Source organism: Thermococcus aciditolerans (assembly GCF_008152015.1).
In the GTDB taxonomy this organism is placed as follows: Archaea; Methanobacteriota_B; Thermococci; order Thermococcales; family Thermococcaceae; genus Thermococcus; species Thermococcus celericrescens.
Map to the genome: position 1 here is coordinate 831,887 of NZ_CP041932.1, position 17,833 is coordinate 849,719.

Annotated in this window: 16 protein-coding genes; 12 read left to right on the forward strand and 4 right to left on the reverse strand. The window is 50.7% G+C overall.

Annotation, left to right across the window (positions count from 1 at the left end):
• Nucleotides 1-28: 28 nt before the first annotated feature.
• Genes FPV09_RS12155 through FPV09_RS04595 form a run of 3 tightly spaced genes read left to right on the forward strand, consistent with a single transcriptional unit; the run spans nucleotide 29 to nucleotide 3,120 of the window.
• Entirely contained in the window at nucleotides 29-337 is a 309-nt protein-coding gene (locus FPV09_RS12155; RefSeq protein ID WP_246112316.1) for a hypothetical protein, read from the forward strand.
• 40 nt (nucleotides 338-377) lie between these two features.
• The gene (locus FPV09_RS04590) at nucleotides 378-2,186 is read left to right on the forward strand and encodes a CGP-CTERM sorting domain-containing protein (RefSeq protein ID WP_148882537.1); all 1,809 of its coding nucleotides are present in this window, start codon (nucleotides 378-380) and stop codon (nucleotides 2,184-2,186) included.
• Between the two features lie 7 nt (nucleotides 2,187-2,193).
• Nucleotides 2,194-3,120: a CGP-CTERM sorting domain-containing protein gene (locus FPV09_RS04595; RefSeq protein WP_148882538.1), complete on the forward strand. Its 927-nt coding sequence runs from the start codon at nucleotides 2,194-2,196 to the stop codon at nucleotides 3,118-3,120.
• Nucleotides 3,121-3,186: 66 nt separating this feature from the next.
• On the opposite strand, the gene trmBL2 is transcribed toward FPV09_RS04595, so the two are convergent.
• From trmBL2 to FPV09_RS04610, 3 genes are all read right to left on the reverse strand, one after another.
• Entirely contained in the window at nucleotides 3,187-3,981 is a 795-nt protein-coding gene (gene trmBL2, locus FPV09_RS04600; RefSeq protein WP_148883687.1) for an HTH-type transcriptional regulator TrmBL2, read from the reverse strand.
• A 342-nt stretch (nucleotides 3,982-4,323) separates the two neighbouring features.
• Nucleotides 4,324-8,004, reverse strand: a complete 3,681-nt coding sequence (gene rgy / locus FPV09_RS04605) for a reverse gyrase (RefSeq protein WP_148882539.1) — start codon at nucleotides 8,002-8,004, stop codon at nucleotides 4,324-4,326.
• A gap of 52 nt (nucleotides 8,005-8,056) precedes the next feature.
• Nucleotides 8,057-8,587: an SWIM zinc finger family protein gene (locus tag FPV09_RS04610; protein ID WP_148883688.1), complete on the reverse strand. Its 531-nt coding sequence runs from the start codon at nucleotides 8,585-8,587 to the stop codon at nucleotides 8,057-8,059.
• 93 nt (nucleotides 8,588-8,680) lie between these two features.
• Between FPV09_RS04610 and FPV09_RS04615 the strand changes: the two genes are divergently transcribed.
• Nucleotides 8,681-8,914, forward strand: a complete 234-nt coding sequence (locus FPV09_RS04615) for a hypothetical protein (RefSeq protein ID WP_058939250.1) — start codon at nucleotides 8,681-8,683, stop codon at nucleotides 8,912-8,914.
• A 2-nt stretch (nucleotides 8,915-8,916) separates the two neighbouring features.
• Here FPV09_RS04615 and FPV09_RS04620 read toward each other — a convergent pair whose 3' ends face one another.
• A complete protein-coding gene (locus tag FPV09_RS04620) occupies nucleotides 8,917-10,221 on the reverse strand; it encodes a DUF4139 domain-containing protein (RefSeq protein ID WP_148882540.1) in 1,305 nt (434 codons plus the stop codon).
• A 154-nt stretch (nucleotides 10,222-10,375) separates the two neighbouring features.
• Here FPV09_RS04620 and FPV09_RS04625 point away from each other — a divergent pair, with 154 nt between their 5' ends.
• The 8 genes from FPV09_RS04625 (at nucleotide 10,376) to cas4 (ending at nucleotide 17,828) form a co-directional block, all read left to right on the forward strand.
• The gene (locus FPV09_RS04625) at nucleotides 10,376-11,074 is read left to right on the forward strand and encodes an acetate--CoA ligase family protein (protein ID WP_148882541.1); all 699 of its coding nucleotides are present in this window, start codon (nucleotides 10,376-10,378) and stop codon (nucleotides 11,072-11,074) included.
• Nucleotides 11,075-11,342: 268 nt separating this feature from the next.
• Complete coding sequence (gene cas6 / locus FPV09_RS04630; RefSeq protein ID WP_148882542.1) at nucleotides 11,343-12,101, forward strand: CRISPR-associated endoribonuclease Cas6; 759 nt, start codon at nucleotides 11,343-11,345, stop codon at nucleotides 12,099-12,101.
• Nucleotides 12,061-14,331, forward strand: coding sequence for a CRISPR-associated helicase Cas3' (cas3, locus tag FPV09_RS04635; RefSeq protein WP_148882543.1), 2,271 nt, complete (start codon nucleotides 12,061-12,063; stop codon nucleotides 14,329-14,331). The genes cas6 and cas3 overlap by 41 nt, the downstream gene beginning before the upstream one ends.
• Nucleotides 14,309-15,331 carry a hypothetical protein gene (locus FPV09_RS04640; protein ID WP_148882544.1) on the forward strand — a complete coding sequence of 341 codons (1,023 nt, stop codon included), beginning with the start codon at nucleotides 14,309-14,311 and terminating at the stop codon, nucleotides 15,329-15,331. Before cas3 ends, FPV09_RS04640 begins: the two co-directional genes overlap by 23 nt.
• Complete coding sequence (locus FPV09_RS04645) at nucleotides 15,315-15,644, forward strand: hypothetical protein (protein ID WP_148882545.1); 330 nt, start codon at nucleotides 15,315-15,317, stop codon at nucleotides 15,642-15,644. The genes FPV09_RS04640 and FPV09_RS04645 overlap by 17 nt, the downstream gene beginning before the upstream one ends.
• Nucleotides 15,637-16,590: a DevR family CRISPR-associated autoregulator gene (locus FPV09_RS04650; RefSeq protein WP_148882546.1), complete on the forward strand. Its 954-nt coding sequence runs from the start codon at nucleotides 15,637-15,639 to the stop codon at nucleotides 16,588-16,590. Before FPV09_RS04645 ends, FPV09_RS04650 begins: the two co-directional genes overlap by 8 nt.
• On the forward strand, nucleotides 16,591-17,262 hold the full coding sequence (gene cas5 / locus FPV09_RS04655; protein ID WP_148882547.1) for a CRISPR-associated protein Cas5: 672 nt from the start codon (nucleotides 16,591-16,593) through the stop codon (nucleotides 17,260-17,262). It abuts the gene before it with no gap.
• A 56-nt stretch (nucleotides 17,263-17,318) separates the two neighbouring features.
• Nucleotides 17,319-17,828: a CRISPR-associated protein Cas4 gene (gene cas4, locus FPV09_RS04660; RefSeq protein ID WP_148882548.1), complete on the forward strand. Its 510-nt coding sequence runs from the start codon at nucleotides 17,319-17,321 to the stop codon at nucleotides 17,826-17,828.
• The last annotated feature ends 5 nt before the right edge of the window (nucleotides 17,829-17,833 follow it).

Here is a 17,833-nt window from a genome sequence, read left to right on the forward strand (position 1 = left end):
TTATACTTTTCAGGATTTGGTATCCCGCGTGGAGTGGATGCTAAACCATGGGCTTTCCATTGAGATGGAAGCCGACAACAGCATAATTGGAGAACCGAGCAACTGTGCGTACTGTAAAAGCACTCAAGGATGGTGGGAGAACGGCACTTTTCATGAAAAAGTCGGCTGTGATGAAACACCCACTCCAGAAACAGAAGAAAAGTGCATTAACCGTGCCTGTGACTACTATAAAGCCCTCCTCGAAGTAAGCCCCAGTGCATTCTCAACCAGGGCCTACTACTTCGGTACAGACCTAAGAGTCGTTGACAAGGTGAGAGAAAGATGTCCGGAATGGTGATTTTTGCAGTCTGTTATTTTTATAATAGGCGGTGATAACTATGAAACGGATTGCTGTTTTCTTAACTCTCTTCATTATAACTTTACCCGTTAACTCTTTAGTTTTTGCCTTTCAGGGTGTATCTAAACTCCCAACGACCGTTTATGAAATCCACATCTCAGGTATTGGGACGAAAACTCGAATGATACTCACCGTTGATGTTAGTATCCAAGACTATGGGACCTACACTTTGGCCTACACTTTCACCCATTGTGTGAGGTGTAGCAACTTTACTTATATAGCCTTCATGGGGCTCCCAGGTGAAAGGTTTACGCTTGGAAACATAACACTTTCATGGCCCACAAATCGTTTCAAAGTTTACTCTGTGGAAAATGACGTAATCCTCCGTTGGTGGCAGGGAAACAAGTCTTTCGTAGATTACGCAATCCTGGGGGATAATCTTGTTAGGGTATACACTGAATATTCACCGCCTCCCCAGATTATAGGGAAACCCCAGGGAGATTACATTGTGTTCGGGATTTCCAATTTGACTGTTCGGGTTTCTCTCGACAAACTTGAACGTTACTACCCAAAGGTTTTTCTTTCCGAGCTTGGTGCTACAGTTTACTATCATCTTGTAAACTGGGATGAACACGGTAATCCGATTTATCGTCAGGAGCTTTTGATTTACCCCGTGAACATAACCTACTGGAAGAATGATGGGAAGCTTTACGTCGGTCCCGACTCCTCGGCTGGTGTACCACTCGTCAGTGCCCTCCCCCTACTGCTCTATGCAAATGACACATTAAAGCCCGTTGCGGATATACTAAGGATGACTACCCCTGTGGGAGATCCTTTAAGGAACTTACCAAATCCATACGCAGTTAATGCAACGGTAATGACACCCGAAAAGAACGCCCTTGAGAACTGTCATTTCTCACCAACGGATCATATTTCAATATACCTGTACTCAAACGGTAGCACCGCAATGCTCAGGCTAAAAGATACTTCCCTGGAGCTCTGGGGGAGTGGAATGACTTGTGCTGATTGGCGATCCGCTTCATGGGTTCCGATGAACTTCTTGTATCTCTTTAAGGGAGAAACTCCAGTTTACCTCAACCTCTCCGCAATGCCCCACGTGGACAGGGTTTCAAACCCTCCTTTGCCATCGTACCACGTTAACGTCGGCGTCGCAAACGGCACCTACTACATCCTCTGGCAGTACATCCCCGAGGGTTCCTCCAAGATGACTTCGCAGGTTTACGGGCTTGAAAATGACTGCTTGTGCAATATTTCAAATTCATTTCCGGGGGGTATCAGGGGCTTTGTTGCCCATGGCAAAGTTATTGGGGATTCCATAGTGTTCCACTTTTTAAACGAGACCTTGCAGATTCCCCTTCAGGAGTTGGGGAAATACTATCCCGACCCGGGCAGGTACTGGAGCTTTACCGCCGCGAGGGATGGGAAAGGGTATTTAATAGCCCCGGGTTCCATCCTTTACGGGCTTTTGGGTTCATCCTTCGCTGTGTACCTTAATGATTCATACTTCTGGCTCCTCGGAAATTCTAGGGGGGTTTACGCACTGTACTACTCCAATGGAACCTTAAAACCTGCTTTCACTATACTTCCAGGTTTATCACCCGTGAAGAATCAAATTAGACTTAAACCCTGTGCCATTTGTCCATCGGTGAACCGGACTTCTACTAACTCTTCCACTCCAGTTAACTCAACTGGGACAAGTCCCGTGAAGTCGTCTACGGGGACATCCTCCCAACGAGCGACCTCAAAAGCAGGCGGGAAAAGCATCTGCGGGCCCGGTTTGATAGTCCTCCTGACTGTGGGCGTACTCCTCAAGAGAATCCGAAGGTGAGGTCAAAATGTCCCGACTGGTGATTCCCCTCTTTATTGCCCTCCTTTTCCTCGCTACTCCAGTTTCGGCAGTCTACTACGTCAATTCAGGCGGTTTTCTCTACGAAGTTCAATACTCCGTCTTCTCAAACGGGACAAACGCTCTAATTCACGCTGAGGTTGACAACTACGGCATCACTTGTGGTATGATGGAGAACTGTTGGGCTGAGGTGTATGATGTTTACGATTATCTCCTCTTCTTCGATGGTTCTCAGCTCTACCTCCTGAACTTCACTCCCGCCCTGCTCTCCGGTCTTCCTCCTTATGCTCCAAAGAACGTGAGTAGTGTGTATTTCAAAGGGATAACTTACGTGAACGGTTCCTGGTACGTTAACGTGGGCGTTTTCGCTTACTCTGCAGAGGCTCAGAGTGGTGTGAACGTGGACTACGTTTACCGTTTAAAGACGAAAAAATTCTGTGTTGAACGCGTCAACGCGAGCTGGTCTCAACTCGAAAAGAGGGTGTTCAAGAACGAGATAAACGGCTGGAGAATCGAGGTTCCAAGAAATTTCTTCCTTGTTGCAAACGCGAGCGATACTACCTGGTCTCCCCTGCTGCCCCTGGTCGTTAACTGGACTCAGTTTCCAGTTTATTTCACTCTTAAAAAGGGCAATTTAACGAGGAACGTTACACTCTTTTACATCAACACTACGAACGTGATAAACGGCTTCTGGTTTCCGAATAACGTCAAAATCGTCAACGTGACGGTCTGCAAGACCAGTGCGAATACATCCACCAGCACGGCCGCTGAGACGAGCACTACCCCCAACAAAACAATAACCCCACCAAATACAACGAAAACACCAACCAACACAAAAGAAACCAAAAAGGGCATCTGCGGACCAGGGTTGATAAGTTTGCTCGCGGTGATTCCGTTAATCCTCAGAAGGCGTTAGCTCCCCTTTCTTCTTAACGCAGGTAGGGCAGTAAAAAGGCACATGAAGAACAAGGGAAAAGAGGAATCAGGCCTTCTTGGCCTGCTCCCAGTACTCGTTGAACTTGCCCTCGAAGAGGGCCTTAACGCGGAAGTCCTTGATCCATATCTGGGTCTCGTAGTTGAAGTAGCGAGCCGCCATGTCCTCGAGGGCGAAGAAGACCTCGTCGTCGCAGATGAGCATCGGGAGCTCAAGCTTGTCGATGACCTTGAGCTCGAGCTTGCCGGCCTTGTAGTAGTCCATTATCTTCGAAGTGCCGAGCCTGTGGAGGACGTTCTCGGTGATGATTATCTTGGCCTTGGCGCCGTTGTCGATGGCCTTGATGATGTCGCTCTCGAGGTTGATGGCGATGTAGCCGTCATCGGCGAGAAGTATCTGCTCCTTGACCTCCTCGAACATCTCCTTGGTCTTGAGGGTGGCGTTCCTTATGCCCCTCACGACCCAGACCTTCTCAACGCCGTACTTCGGAATCTCGGTCTCGATGAGCGGGCTCATGAGCTCGAGGAGCTCCTCCTTCGCCTTCTTCTTGAGCTCAAGCTCCTCGGCGACGCGCTCCTGCCACTCCTCTATGAACTTCTCGAGGATGTTCTGCGGGTGGACGGGCCTGTACTTGTTCACCTTGCCCGGCTGGCTGATGGCAAAGCCCTTCTTCTCAAGGCTCCTGAGGACGTCGTAGGTCCTCGGCGCCGGAACCTCCGAAACGCTTGCCAGCTCCGCCGGGGTGAGGACGCCAAAACCGACTAATGCCACGTACGCCCTAGCCTCGTAGAGGTTCAACTCAAAGTGCTCCTGAAGGAGCTCAACCATCCTGTCCTTAACCATTCTTACCACCACCACATTTTCTATTCTGTCTTTCGATTTCATCACATATAAGTTTTTTCCAAATGTTGTTAGTGTCTTCGGTTATGTCCCGAAGATTACCCCGGGATGACTTCCCGGGATATTACTGCCGTTGCGTATACATGCAAACTCATTACTACATCGGGATTTTAAAATTTTTGGTTTTACTTGGGAGCAAAATCACCCTAGAACCTTTTGTCTCCACGTGTATCTCAAGATTCTAGAAAACCTGACCCTCCGTACAGGCGCAGCCCAAAATTAGTATCACCAAAAGTGTTAGAGCACAGAGTATTAAAAAGTGGTAAAAGTTAACCAAGACAAAAGTTACTGGGGCCTTCCATTCCCCAGATATCCCTGCAGCTCCCTATAAAGCGTGTTTAGGGCCTCCTGATAATCCGCACGGCCTTCCTCGATGCGGTCCATCAGCTCCTCGAGTCCCCGCGTCTTGTCCTCATTGACGAGATCCTTATATTTACTAATGAGATAGTGATAAACCTTGATGCCCTGATCCGTCGGCACCAGTTTCTTCCTGCCACGGGTCTCGATGGCATAGTAGCGCTGGATGAGCGTCTGAACGATCTTCGCGTACGTAGATGGCCGGCCTATCTTACGCTCCTTCATCAGAGCTATTATATCTCCCTGAGTGTAGAGCGACACCTTCGGTGCCTTCCACTTCTTGGCCTCTACAACCTTCAGCCTGGCCCCCTTCTCCAACCTCGGGAGCTGCCTCATCGGCGGGCTCCTCAGCCGTGTCCAGCCCTCCTCAACGACCTCAACATAGCCCTCTACCTCGGTCTTTCCAATGCCCGCGTCGATGACGGCCTTTTCATGGATTATCCTTGCAGCCTTCATCTGGCTCGTCATGAACTTCTTGAATATCATGTCGTAGAGCCTGTAGTGGTTGCGGGTGAGGTTCTTCGGAAGCTGAAGGATTCCATCGCGGATTAACTGCATCAGCCTGCCCGTGTCTATCGGCCTCGTTGGCCTTATGGCCTCGTGGGTTCCCTCCTCGCCCCAGGGGCGCGGTTTGAAGTACTCCTCACCGAGTTCCTGGGTGATGTACTCTTTCGCTATTTCTATTCCCGTGTTGCTGACGTGAGTGGAGTCAGTGCGGTGGTAGGTGATGAGACCCATCTCGAAGAGGTCCTGGGCGATGCGCATCGCTTCCGGCGCGGACAGCTTGAGGAAGGTCGAGGCGTCCTTGAGCATGGCGTCCGTGGTGTACGGCGGCGAGGGCTTCAGCTCCCTTTCCTCAAGCTGAACGTCCTCAACCGTAACGTACTCCGGAGGCTCAACGTTCTTTCCGTCCTTCCCGAGCTCCACGGTTATCCGCAGGTCGTTCTCAAGGGTCAGCCCCATGAAGTATGTCTCACTCTCGGTGAACTCCTTGTAGCGCTCAATCACCCAGCCGAGAACCGGCGTCTGAACCCTTCCTGCGGAGAGGTTGCGGTTCTCAAAGACGCGCTGGAGTTCCTGGCTCAGCTCAAAGCCTATCCACCTGTCCTCTATTCTCCTCACTATCTGCGCGTTGACGCGGCCCTCGTTGACGTCCCTGGCCTCCTCAATGGCGCGCATTATGGCCGGTCTCGTGACCTCGTGGAACTCTATGCGCTTGATGTTCGGGGTGTACGGACTCAGGACGTTCATGATGTCCCAGGCTATCTTCTCACCCTCCGTATCGGGGTCGGTTGCTATGAGTATCTCATCGACCTCCTGGGCGAGCTCGCGCATCGCCTTGACGTTCTGAAGGGCGTCGCGGACGTTGGTCGAGCCGCAGCGCGGACAAATTCCTTTCTCCTCCCAGTCCACGAACTGGTGACCGCAGTCGCGGCAGCGCTTTATGGTGTCGTAGACGGGTATGAACCTCAGCATGCCGTCTTTCTCATCAACAAGAACGCCGTGGTAGCCCTCGTTTGTCACGAGGTCGAACATGTGCCCGCCGCTCGCCAGAATGGTCAGCATCATGTTTCCTATGCTCACCTCGTAGGCGACTAAGTCACCTATCCTGGTCTTGCTCGGCTGGCCGAAGAAGTTGGCTATTGTCCTTGCCTTGTTCGGACTCTCCACTATCATGAGGGCGGATTTGACCAGGTCTTTGACCTTGGCGCTTATCTTGCCCTCCATCACGAGGCGAACCTTTTCCCTGTCCTCGTCTATCTGCCTCAGAACCTCGTCGAGGTCCAGCTCCTCGAAGGGCACCATCTTGAACTCCGTGAAGCGCCAGCGCATCTGCCTGAGGAGACCGTTGAAGACCTTCTCGTTGTCCACAAGGAGGACGCTCAGTCCCTTGGTGATTCCACCGGCAAACAGGCGGCTCGTCCTTCCGGTGGCCTGGATGTACGTTCTAACATCGGGAATCTCGATGTACCACTTGCCACCTTCCTCCTTCAGGCTGATGAAGGGATCCTCGGCGAGCTTTCTGAGAACCTCCTCGTCCTTGAGGACTCTCCTCAGAAATTCGACCAGCTCGCGGAAAACGCCGAGGACGTGGTTATGGAACTCGTTCTCTATCGGCAGTCCCTCAGCTAAAGCTTCCTCTATCTTAAGGAGTTCGAACTGGGGGATGTTCCGTATCAGCCTCCTGAGCCTCGCATGGAGCTTTTCAGCCTGCTTCCTGTCTTCGTCGCCCAGGAAGTCCATGACCTCGCTGAGGAGGCCCAGAGCCCGGTAGATGGTCGGTCTTTCGAGGTCTATGGAGAAGCGGAACTTGGGAACGCCGGTGAATATTGCGTAGCGGATGAGGTGGGGCATGTCGAGACCGCGGACGAGGGAGCCGTAGTAGGTGGCGGAGCCTATGAGGTAGTCGGCCTCCCCGTTCTCGAAGCGTTCGATGGCCTTCCTGTTCTTGGAGCTGACGAGTTCGATTCTGAAGCCGCGCTCGCGGAGATAATTGGCCAGCTCCTCGGCATAGCCCAGCCCCTGATCGATTGGGGTGAATATTATGCCCCCTTTGCCGAGCATCGTTAAAAGGTCCTCCACGTGCTCCTTGATGTCCTTGCTCGGCTTTAGGTAGCTGTCAGCGACGTTCCTGAGGGCGCTTCTCCCGCTTCCAACCTCGAAACCCAGGAGCTCGCGGTAGAGTTTTATCCTGTCGCCCCTTGCCGAGCCCGTGGCCGAGGCTATTATCATGATTCCGATCGGGTTTTCGCGCTTGAACTCCTCTATATCGCGCTGGAGCTCCGCTATCTGAGCGTTTAGCTCCTTAAGTCTCTCCTCCCTGTCCTTGGCGCGTCCGTTCAGGTATTTGGACATCTGCTTTTTAAGGCGAATTATCTCCCAGGCCTTTCCGATTACCTCGTCGTTGAAACCGAGGAGGTAAAGGGAGCGGTCTATGTTCTTGCTGGCCTTGAGAAACGCATCAACGTCATCGACGAATATGAAATCGAAGTGCCTGCCCTTCAGAACCTCATCGAACTTCCTGGCCATCCACTGGGCACTGGTGACGAGTATCCCGTAGTCCTCGTTCTGAATCTTGGCCAGCATCTCCTCCTTCTCCTTCTTCCGGAGGTTGCCGTGGTAGTAGGCGAGGTTGACCTCAACGCCCGCATTCTCCGCTATCTTCCGAATCTTTCTGACGGTCTGAACCACCAGCGGCGTTGTCGGGACGACTATGTAGCTCTTCTTCCCCTTGGTCGCGTGCCAGACCGCCATGAACGCCCCAAAGGTGCTTTTTCCCATCCCCGTGGGGGCTATGATCGAGAAGCTCCTGCCCTTCAGGAGTCTCTTTACCCACGTCCTCTGGGCGCTCCAGAAGGTAAAACCGGTGGCCTTTTCGAAGAACCCCTCAACTTCACGCAGCCCGTTCTCAAGGGAGTATATCCTCTCCCACTCCTTCAGCGTGCCTCTGAGCTTCAGGGCGCTTCTAACCGCGGTGATGAGGTCAAAATAAGAATCGACGGTGACGTTATTATCGAGACACTCGCTGCACGGGTTCTTATTGATCAGCCTCTCATCGGAGATTCTACCGAGGCAGTTCGGGCACATCTCCCGATAGATCGCCTTCATTTTCTCACCCTCTAAGTTTCTATTTGGTGCATGGGGGATTTATAAGGCTTTTTTAGAGGGCCGTCTCAAGCTCCCTCAGTTCGTTCTCGAGCCTCAGCGCCAGCTCATAGTCGCTGAAAACGTGCTGGTATTCCTCAATCACCTCTTCAAGGAAGTGCAGGGCTTCTCTTTTCCCGGTCATGTCCACGAGCCTCAGTGCCCGTCTGAAAAGCCTCGCGACCTCACTCCCGCTCTCGTCAGTGCTGAGGGCAAAGCGGAGTTCCTTAATGGTGACGTCGAGGGCCAGCTCCGGAACCTCCGCGAGGAACTCCATGGCAACCGCTTCCGGGAAGAGATCGGCGTGACGGTCGAAGGCCTCAAAGTAGAACCCGTTCTCGTGGGCCTTCATAACGGCCGCAACGTGCTTGCAGTCACCGCCCAGAGGGCAGGTGCAGGTGTTTTCTCCCGTCGAGAGGTTCAGCTCCACGTAGTACGGGTAAGTGCCCAGGACCTTGGAAAAGAGCCTGTCACCGTACTTGACGACCCATAGGACCTTTCCAGCTCTGTAGTAGCGCTCGCCCTTCCTGAGGGTCTTCTCATCCATGGCTCTCACTCTCACCGCTTGGCCGGGGTTGCTTTAAGCCTTTCGGACGAAAGCGTTTTATCCTCCGGGAGCATACTATAACCGGTGGTGACCATGGATGTTTTTGAGCTGGCCAGGCGCTATCACGACGAGCTGAGTATAAAGGAGCCGAGCATGTCCACGATGGCGGCGGAGTTCTTTGGCGACCTGGGTCTAAAGATAGCGGAGTTCCTCAAGGGAGAGGGCTACGCCGTCGTGAACACCAAGTTCGTCGACTACGACAAGAGCCTCGTGCTGGACATAACAAAAGGAGAAAACATATTTGAGATAACCCTGCGGAAGAGCTAGTCTCAATACCGGTTCTCGTAGTCGAAGATTATCTCCTTCTTTTCTCCGGGCTTCAGGGTTACCCTGAAGTCGATGTAGTTGGCGGTCTCGTCGATCGGCTGGATGCTCGAACTCAGCAGCTTGCCCCACTTGTGGTGCCTGACCACGACGGTCTTGGTCTCGTTCCCGAAGTTCTCGAGGGTTATCTTTATCTTGTAGTAGGTGTAGCCCTCGCCGTTCCTCTGATCGAGCATGGTAGTTGTGCCTTTGAGGTCGTAGTCCCTGCCGATGCCTATCCTCAGCATCTCACCCTTGGAGGTATGCTCGATGGCTCTCTCGCCCACGAGGAGGCTCCCGTCATCGGTCTCCCGGTATATTTCAACGATTCCCGCTGGAAGAACCTTCTCCGTCTTGAACGATATCGACTCGTAGACGGCTCCCTCTCCCCCGTACGGCCAGCTCTCGTAGAGGTACTCCCTCTCGAAGGGGGCTTCGAAGTTGATGTACGGATACATCATCTTGCTCGCGGGGTTCAGGTCAACGACGCCAAGCTTGTAGAGGTAGAACGCCTCTATCTTCTCCGGCTGGCCGACGTTGACCTGGTCAGTCTCCTTCTCCGCCAGGGTGTAGAGAACCCTCGGCTGGGGGACCTTCTGATACAGCTGGACGTCGCCGGCGACGAGGAGAACCTTCGCGTCCTTGAACTCCTGGGCAGTCGGGTTGTTGAGGACTATGTAACCGTAGAGCTTCGCGTTATCGCCGATGTAGAGCTTGTACCTGCTCTCCCAGCTCATGTTGGAGACGCGGTAGACGATGCTTACGTTGTACTTTCCGGCTTTGTCCGCCCCAAGAACCGCGTAGACGCTCGCCTGCCCACCGAGGTTTTTGGCCTTGAAGTACACGACCTCACTCGGGTTTATGAGGTAGTATCCGTCGCCCTCGATGGCTATCTTCCCGTTCTTGAATCCAAGGAACTTGCCAGTAACGGTGTCGCCGCTCCTCAGCTTGACCTCGACCTCGCTTCCAACGTTGGCGCTGTAAACGTCCCCGGTTGAGCCTTTGCTGAAGACCCCGAGGACGTGTACTCCACCGTCAAGAGGCCTTATCGTGACCTCCGCTATGTCGAGCCCGGCCAGCTCCTCCAGGGGCACGTCGTTTATTCCCTCATCCAGCTCGACCTCCATAACCCTCTCCACAACCCCAATCTTCGCAGAGTTGTAAAGGACGACGGTGGTGTCGCTCGCCGCCGCCTTCTCCCCCTGGAACGAGAAAACTGCCAGGATTATAAGTGCAATTCCACCCACTGCAGCTATCGCCTTCTTTCTCATAAAAATCACCTGTGCTATATTCGGCGGCGGAGTATTTATACCCCCCTCATCGCTTCAAACCGAGCCGAAACGAAAGAAACGATTGGTTGGCAAATGGAAACCCTTTTAACTGCCCGGTCGGATTGAGAACTGTCAAGCTGATGGGGTGATTGGTATGGACAGGATTGAGAAGGCTAGGGCAATCATCGAGAAGGCCAAGGCCGAAAACAGGCCGCTCGTCGAGCCTGAGGCGAAGGAGATACTCAAGCTCTACGGCGTCCCCGTTCCGGACTTCAAGGTCGCCACCAACGAGGAGGAAGCCGTTCAGTTCGCCAAGGAGATCGGCTACCCGGTCGTCATGAAGATCGTTTCTCCGCAGATCATCCACAAGAGCGACGCCGGCGGTGTCAAGGTCAACATCAAGAGCGACGAGGAGGCCAGGCAGGCCTTCAAGACCATCATGGAGAACGCCAAGAACTACAAGCCGGACGCCGACCTCTGGGGCGTCATCGTTTACAGGATGCTCCCGCTCGGCAAGGAGGTCATCGTCGGTATGATCCGCGACCCGCAGTTCGGTCCGGCCATCATGTTCGGTCTCGGTGGAATCTTCGTCGAGATCCTCAAGGACGTCAGCTTCCGCGTTGCCCCGATAACCAAGGACGAAGCCCTCGACATGATCAAGGAGATCAAGGCCTACCCGATCCTCGCCGGAGCCCGCGGTGAGAAGCCGGTCAACATCGAGGCCCTTGCCGAGATAATCACCAAGGTCGGCGAGCTCGCTCTCGAGCTTCCAGAGATCAAGGAGCTCGACATCAACCCGATCTTCGCCTACGAGGACAGCGCCGTTGCCGTCGACGCCAGGATGCTTCTCTGAGGGATTTTCCCTTTCTCCCTTCCTCTTTGTGAGTTTCAGGTATAATCGCGGTTATTATAATGGCGGTTATACATCTTGACACACTACAGACGCATGGGGAGCCGGGTCATGTAGTTCTCGTAGTAATAAGTTACTACTGCATCATCATTGAGTAGAACATGATGCTCATCATATCTTGTACTCTAAAGCTTAGAAAGTCTTATAAGGTTCAAAAACGTACTCTTTTTGCCATGCTGCGTCATACACCATCCCGCAGGGAGGCATGGGTATGAGGTTTGCAATAAGACTCCGGCCGGAGAATGAGCCGTTCAAGGTTCCCTTCAACCACCAGCACAAGCTACAGGGACTGATATACCGGAGAATTCAGCGCGTTAACCCGGAGCTGAGCCTCAGCCTTCACTCGCCGAAGGTGCCCAAGCTCTTCACGTTCTCGCTCTTCATGACCGAGCGTCGGGACTTCGAAAAGAGACGGCCGTATTTCCTGGGACGCGGAAGGGGCTTCTTCTACTTTTCGACGGCGGTTCCCGAGATAGCGGAGGCATTCATAGGCGGACTCCTTCAAAAGCCGGAGGTTGAGCTTTGGGGCGAGCGCTTCACCGTGGAGGAGGTAAAAGCTTTGGGGGAGCCGGAAAGGCTGAGCGGGAGAAAGTTCGTAACGCTTTCGCCGGTAGCGGTGACGACCAGGAGGGTTCAGTTCGGAAAGCCCAGGAGCTACGACCTGAGCCCTTCCGAGCCAGAGTTCTACGAGCGGATCAAAGAGAATCTGCGCGAGAAGTATGTTATCCTGCACGGGAGCAAGCCGCCGGAAGAGTTCGAGATGAAGGTCCTCAACGCCAAGCCCAAGCGCTTCGAGGTCAAGCCCGGCATCTTTCAGATCGCCTGGCACCTCGTGTTCAGGGCAAAGGGCGACGAAGGCCTGCTGAGGGCCGGCTACCATGCCGGCTTCGGGGAGAAGAACTCGATAGGGTTCGGGATGGTGAAGGTTGATGGGTATAAGAGAGAATTTTCGAAAGGCAACGGGGTTTGATCCTTACACTTTCCAACAGGAGGCAATGGAGAGTCTAATTGAGGGAAGCTCTCTCATAGTTCGCGCTCCAACCGGCTCAGGAAAAAGTGAGATGGTGATTATTCCATTTATCTTTGAAATCAACGAACATTTACCCTCTCAGATGATTTACTCACTCCCCAATAGAACGCTAGTGGAGAGCATAGGAGAGAGAGCGAGGCGATACGCTTCCTACAAGAAGCTCCGAGTGGCAGTTCACCATGGCAAAAGGCCCGAAAGCCAGCTCTTTGAGGAGGACGTCATTGTCGCAACCATTGATCAAACAGCCGGGGCTTATCTAAGCGTTCCTCTGAGCATGCCAAAAAGATGGGGAAATATATTCCTTGGAGCGGCTGGTTCTTCAATGCTTGTTTTTGACGAAGTTCATACTCTTCATCCCGAGAAGGGTCTCCTAACTTCAGTTGCTATGAGCATTGAGAGTGCAAAGTTAGGTATCCCATTTGTTATGATGTCTGCAACATTGCCCAGAAACTTTATGGAGCGAGTAAAAGCTTTGGTCGAGAAAAAGGGTGGAAAAGTTGAGATAATAGAGGTAGAAGAGGAACATGGAATAAAATCAAGGGCAAGAAGGAAAGTTGGACTCAATACGGGGCCACTGTTCAATGACACTTCCCTCACAGTAAAAGAAATAGAAAGGCAAGCAGAGGGCGTTGATAAGCTCATTGTCGTCGTTAATACGGTCGGAAAAGCCCAACAACTTTATCTGGAATTGAAGGCCAACGCTGACAGACCGGTAGTTTTAATTCATTCTCGCTTCCTTGAGGAAGATAGGTCTCAGAAGGAGGCAGAAGTCAGAGAAATCTTTGGAAAGGGAAGCTCTCCTAATGGAGCTATACTAATCTCTACACAGGTTATTGAAGTAGGAATGGACATATCCTCGGCAAAACTCCTAACCGAGATTTCCCCAATTGATTCTCTTATCCAGAGGGCTGGCAGAGTTGCCAGATGGGGTGGTAAAGGAGAGATTGTTGTATACAACGTCGAGAACTATTCTCCCTACCCAAAAGAACTTGTTGAATCAACTATAGATGCTCTAAAGGGCGTTGAACTACTTGATTGGCAAACGGAGATAGAACTTGTTGAGAAAGTTCTCTCAAAACCATTTGAAAGCTATCTAGACCCATACAAATTTTATGAGAGGCTAGGGGGCCTTGCAAGGGCAGTTTATGAAGGTAAGAGATCCTATGTTGAAGAGAACGTTAGAGAGGCGTATTCAGTTGATGTTGCAATCTACGATGACATAAGTAATCTGAATCCTGACGATGCTTGGAAGCTCAAGCGCCTTAGGGTTGATTTTAGGGTTCTTAAAGGCAAATTTGACCAAATCCAGGTAGCGGAAGGAGAAATTTACAGGGTAGAAGAGAACTTTATCATTGATGAATACGAAAGTAGATACACCCTTGTTCCCGTCTCAGATAAGGACGAGATAATGCCATTTGAGTTCTATGTCATAACGGGCATTAGCTATTCACCGGAGCTTGGACTGCTCTTTGATGGAAGTGGGGATGTCAAGAGGTTTAAGTTCGAGGAAAGGGACAAAGCAACCAATGTGGTTGAAGAAAGTAGGATGAAAAAGGAAAGCTGGGTAGAACATTCGAGAAAAACCCTCGGTGTTCTAAAAGTTTATATGCTCCCACGCTATGACTATCCAATTGGGGCATTTGCCAAGTATTTTGGCGTCTCCAAGAAGGAGCTGATTAGTTGGATAGAACTGAGCGTCACTTTGCACGACCTTGGAAAGTTGAACATCTACTGGCAGAAAAAAGCGGGCTGGAGACTCGGGGAAGAGCCAATAGCCCACGGATTTGAGAAGAGAGGCAAGTTGCCACCGCATGCAACCGTCTCGGCTAAGGCGCTTGAAAGATACTTAGGGGAATACTTTGAAGACCAGGGACTTGCTAAGGTTTTCTACCTTGCTATAGCCCATCATCACTCTCCTTGGTCTTCAAAGTTTCAGAAGTTCAAATTAATTCCCAATGTGGTGGATTACATTTTGCAAGTTTGTCCCCTAGAAGATATTGAAACCTCTATCATTCACAGCCATCCAGCTGGCTCTTTAGGATTCAACTATCTGAATGTTGCTGAGGAGAATGAATATTACCGGCTTTATGGGTTAGTTTCAAAGCTTCTCCGCATCTCTGATAGACTGGCTACAGGTGGTGAGTCGTATGAATCGATATTTAGTTCCTAAGACTGGATGGCAGTTTCTTGACTTAGCGAAGGCCTATGGACTTGGCATAGTAGTCCATACACTGTCCAAAGGAGCAATCATTGCTGATACAGGGAGCTATTATGAGATACGGAGCAAGAATGAGCCAGACTTTTCAGAGCTTCCAAAAATTAGAGGTTACTTAGGAGAGGACATTGATGAATGGGGCAATGTCTTAGCTACTTTGAGTAAAGCCAGAATTAAAACACTAAGGGAGGATATGGTAGAATTCTTTACCAACGAGGATAACATAGAACAGGTTCTCAGACTTAAACTCAACGGAAAATCAGTTACACTTCCTCAATCTCTCGAACTTGGGGCAAGTAAAGGCATTAGAAAAGCAGTTCTTAGTTCATACTCGGAGAGTCAAGTAAAGATACCTGCTGAAGAGTTCTATCTCGCTGTGTTGGGGGCAATAAATATCTCTGTCTGGAAAGGTTCAAAGGACTATGTGGTGGCTGTTTACCCGCTTCCATTAGACACTAGAGTTGGAGACGTTTATGATATAAAACACAAACTGAAAAAATCAGTCAAAGGCTTCCATAGAGCAGGCTATTTCTCCACAGTCGCAAGAATTGCAGTTAGGCTCGTAAAAGAAGAAAAAGAGCTAATGCGTGGCGGTTCTTTTCTACCAAAAATTGGAGGAATCCTCTATGGTGTCATGATGAGGACCGGGAATCAACCTAAGCCCTTTACCTCTGGTCTATTTCCGTTGGATTTTCTCCACTCCCTTATTGGAACGCTTGAAGGTGAGGAAGCCATTGACAAGTGGATTGAGATTCTTGATAGAACTTCCTACATCAAGGGCTACGAAGACATTGCCATGGCGTTATCTAAGTTCATAGCTGAACCAACTTTGGAGAACTACTACTCCTACATCCGGCTTCACTTAAGAAACGAGTTGAGGTCAAACTCAATAAAATTCGGTTCTTATGACGCGGATTCCCTTTTGGAGGTGTTGAAGAATGTCGAAGTTAGCTGAGCTGTTTGAGAACGAAGCAGTCAAGGACTTTGGAGTAGCACTTAGAAAAGCCCTGAGAATCGGGGAAGACTACTCCTCTCTAGTCGAACTGGAATATGCCGAAACCAAGGAGCAGTTCGCAGAAGTGATAAAGCGCTTCCTCAGGAGGTATGAAACTCTGGCAAAGAAAGGCTACAAAGGCAAGCAACTGAAAAGGCCGAAGGAAGAGCGCCTTGTTGAACTAATGAGGTTAGTGGATGAACACGGCGTCAAGCTCGTTCGTTCTGCACTCATAAGCTATGCCCTTGTTAAAGGAGGTGAGGAGAATGAGTGAAGAAAAGGTAAAGGTTTTTGAGATTGCCATACTCGGTAGGACCCTTTGGGAGCTCCACAGCCTCAATAACGAGGGGAACGTCGGAAACGTCGTTGAGCCGAGAAGCGTCAAGATAATAGATCCGAACACCGGAAAAGCAGTAACTACCGACGGCATCTCAGGGGAAATGCTCAAGCACATACACGCTGAGCTGATGTGGCTTCTTGATGACAAAAGCTATCTATGTGAGGCCTGTAGAACGCTCCATCCAGAGAGGTTTAACTACGTCGTCTCGAAGAACAAAAACAAATTCAAGACTCCTGAGAAAGTCATAGAAGAAGCGGTCAAGACTTGTGATATCTGTGATGTTCACGGCTTTATGGTTGAAAAACCAACGGTTTCAAGGAAGTCCACCGTTGAGTTCGGCTGGGCTCTGGGAATTCCAGATGTTTACAGGGACATACACCTCCATGCGAGGCACGCTTTGGGCGAGAAAGGCAAGAGACAGGAGAGTGAAGAGGGCAGAGAAGGTGGAACCCAGATGATATATCACAGACCAACGAGAACTGGCAGATATGCGATAGTTACCGTATTCCAGCCCTGGCGTATAGGTCTTAATGAGGCAAAGCAGGACGTGTATACCTATGATGGAAAGCGCAGAAAGGAACGCTACCTGCTTACGCTTAAGGCATATCAGCTTATGTTCACAAGGCCTGAGGGAGCCATGACAACTACGAGGTTGCCTCACGTCGTTGATTTTGAGGGTGTGATAGTTTACTCGACCGAGCCAATGCCAGTACCAGTAATCTCACCGCTGAAGGACGACTACATCAGCGAGATTGAGAAGATCGCGAGCGCTTTGGATAGTATTCAGGTTGTGAGGTTCAAGGGTGTAGCGGACTTCGTGGAGAAGCTTGGAACATTGATGAGTGCGGAGCCTTACCAAATGAAATTTGGGGGAGAGTGAATGAGGTGGCTTAAACTAGTCGTTCACTTTCCTTCCTTTTACTCCTACAGGATTCCAGAATACTCATCCCAATATGCACTGGCATTACCGCTGATAGCTCCATCCACTATAAAGCTAGCAATAGTCTCAACAGCCATAAGAATGAGCGGAAAAGTTAGTGAGGGAAAAAGGATATTTGGTTATATCAGAGACGCAAAGGTCGGAATTAAGCCCCCAAAGGAGATAGCCATCAACAGTGTCTTCGTGAAGAGACTAAAGAAAAAGAAAGACCAGAGCGGCTTCCAGCAGAGTTTTGGCGTTAGAGAATATATACACTTCTCTGGGGACATAGAGGTTTACATGGGACTGCCAGATGACGTTCCGGAGGAAGTAAAGCACTACGCAAAGCATATAAGATACTTCGGCACGAGCGATTCATTGGCATACGTGAAAAGCGTTGAATTCGTTAACGAGCATCCTCATGGGGTGATATTTCCGGTTGCAATCTCTGAAGCCCCACCAGGTTCACACATCTATCCAGTAAAGGACTTTTCACCAAAGGCCACCTTTGAGCAGATCAACCCATATTCTTCAAAAAATCCTGGAAAGCCATATGAGACCAAATACTACCCACTAAAACTCTCTAAACGACCAGTAGAGGGCAGTAATTGGAAGATCCTTTTTGTTTCTTAGATTTTCATCTGTTACAAACGAATTTGTAATAAGCCAACTGCTCTGGAGGTTCGGCCGTGAGTGAGTATCCCCTCGACGACCTCCTCCTCACCGGCACGGAAATCAACTACCTCTTCATCTGCCCGACGAAGCTGTGGTATTTTGCCAAAGGCATCACCATGGAACAGGAAAGCGAGTGGGTTGATTTGGGCAGATTCCTCCACGAGCGGCGCTACAGCAACGAGGAGAAGGAAGTCCAGATCGGGAGGGTAAAGATAGACTTCATCAGGAAGGGCGAAATCATAGAGGTTCACGAGGTTAAAAAGGGCAAGTCCATGGAGAAGGCCCACGAGATGCAGGCGCTCTACTATCTCTACTACCTCAAACGGCTCGGCGTCAAAGCTATGGCTGTTCTCCACTACCCCCAGCTCAACGAGACGAAGGAGATAACCCTCGATGGCAGAGAGCGGGAAGTTGAAGAGGCCATCCAGGAGGTAGCCAGAATTAAATCACTGTCCGTTCCTCCGAAACCGGTTAAATCGAAGAAATGCCGAAAATGCGCCTACTACGAGCTCTGCTGGGTCTGAGGTGG

Excerpts from the sequence above, each read along its gene's own strand:
- FPV09_RS04590 (WP_148882537.1), top strand. The coding sequence starts at position 378 with ATGAAACGGATTGCTGTTTTCTTAACTCTCTTCATTATAACTTTACCC.
- cas5 (WP_148882547.1), top strand. The coding sequence starts at position 16,591 with ATGAGGTGGCTTAAACTAGTCGTTCACTTTCCTTCCTTTTACTCCTAC.
- FPV09_RS04595 (WP_148882538.1), top strand. The coding sequence starts at position 2,194 with ATGTCCCGACTGGTGATTCCCCTCTTTATTGCCCTCCTTTTCCTCGCT.
- FPV09_RS04645 (WP_148882545.1), top strand. The coding sequence starts at position 15,315 with ATGTCGAAGTTAGCTGAGCTGTTTGAGAACGAAGCAGTCAAGGACTTT.
- rgy (WP_148882539.1), bottom strand. The coding sequence starts at position 8,004 with ATGAAGGCGATCTATCGGGAGATGTGCCCGAACTGCCTCGGTAGAATC.
- FPV09_RS04615 (WP_058939250.1), top strand. The coding sequence starts at position 8,681 with ATGGATGTTTTTGAGCTGGCCAGGCGCTATCACGACGAGCTGAGTATA.
- cas6 (WP_148882542.1), top strand. The coding sequence starts at position 11,343 with ATGAGGTTTGCAATAAGACTCCGGCCGGAGAATGAGCCGTTCAAGGTT.
- FPV09_RS04620 (WP_148882540.1), bottom strand. The coding sequence starts at position 10,221 with ATGAGAAAGAAGGCGATAGCTGCAGTGGGTGGAATTGCACTTATAATC.
- trmBL2 (WP_148883687.1), bottom strand. The coding sequence starts at position 3,981 with ATGGTTAAGGACAGGATGGTTGAGCTCCTTCAGGAGCACTTTGAGTTG.
- FPV09_RS04625 (WP_148882541.1), top strand. The coding sequence starts at position 10,376 with ATGGACAGGATTGAGAAGGCTAGGGCAATCATCGAGAAGGCCAAGGCC.
- cas3 (WP_148882543.1), top strand. The coding sequence starts at position 12,061 with ATGGGTATAAGAGAGAATTTTCGAAAGGCAACGGGGTTTGATCCTTAC.
- FPV09_RS04640 (WP_148882544.1), top strand. The coding sequence starts at position 14,309 with ATGAATCGATATTTAGTTCCTAAGACTGGATGGCAGTTTCTTGACTTA.
- FPV09_RS04650 (WP_148882546.1), top strand. The coding sequence starts at position 15,637 with ATGAGTGAAGAAAAGGTAAAGGTTTTTGAGATTGCCATACTCGGTAGG.
- FPV09_RS04610 (WP_148883688.1), bottom strand. The coding sequence starts at position 8,587 with ATGGATGAGAAGACCCTCAGGAAGGGCGAGCGCTACTACAGAGCTGGA.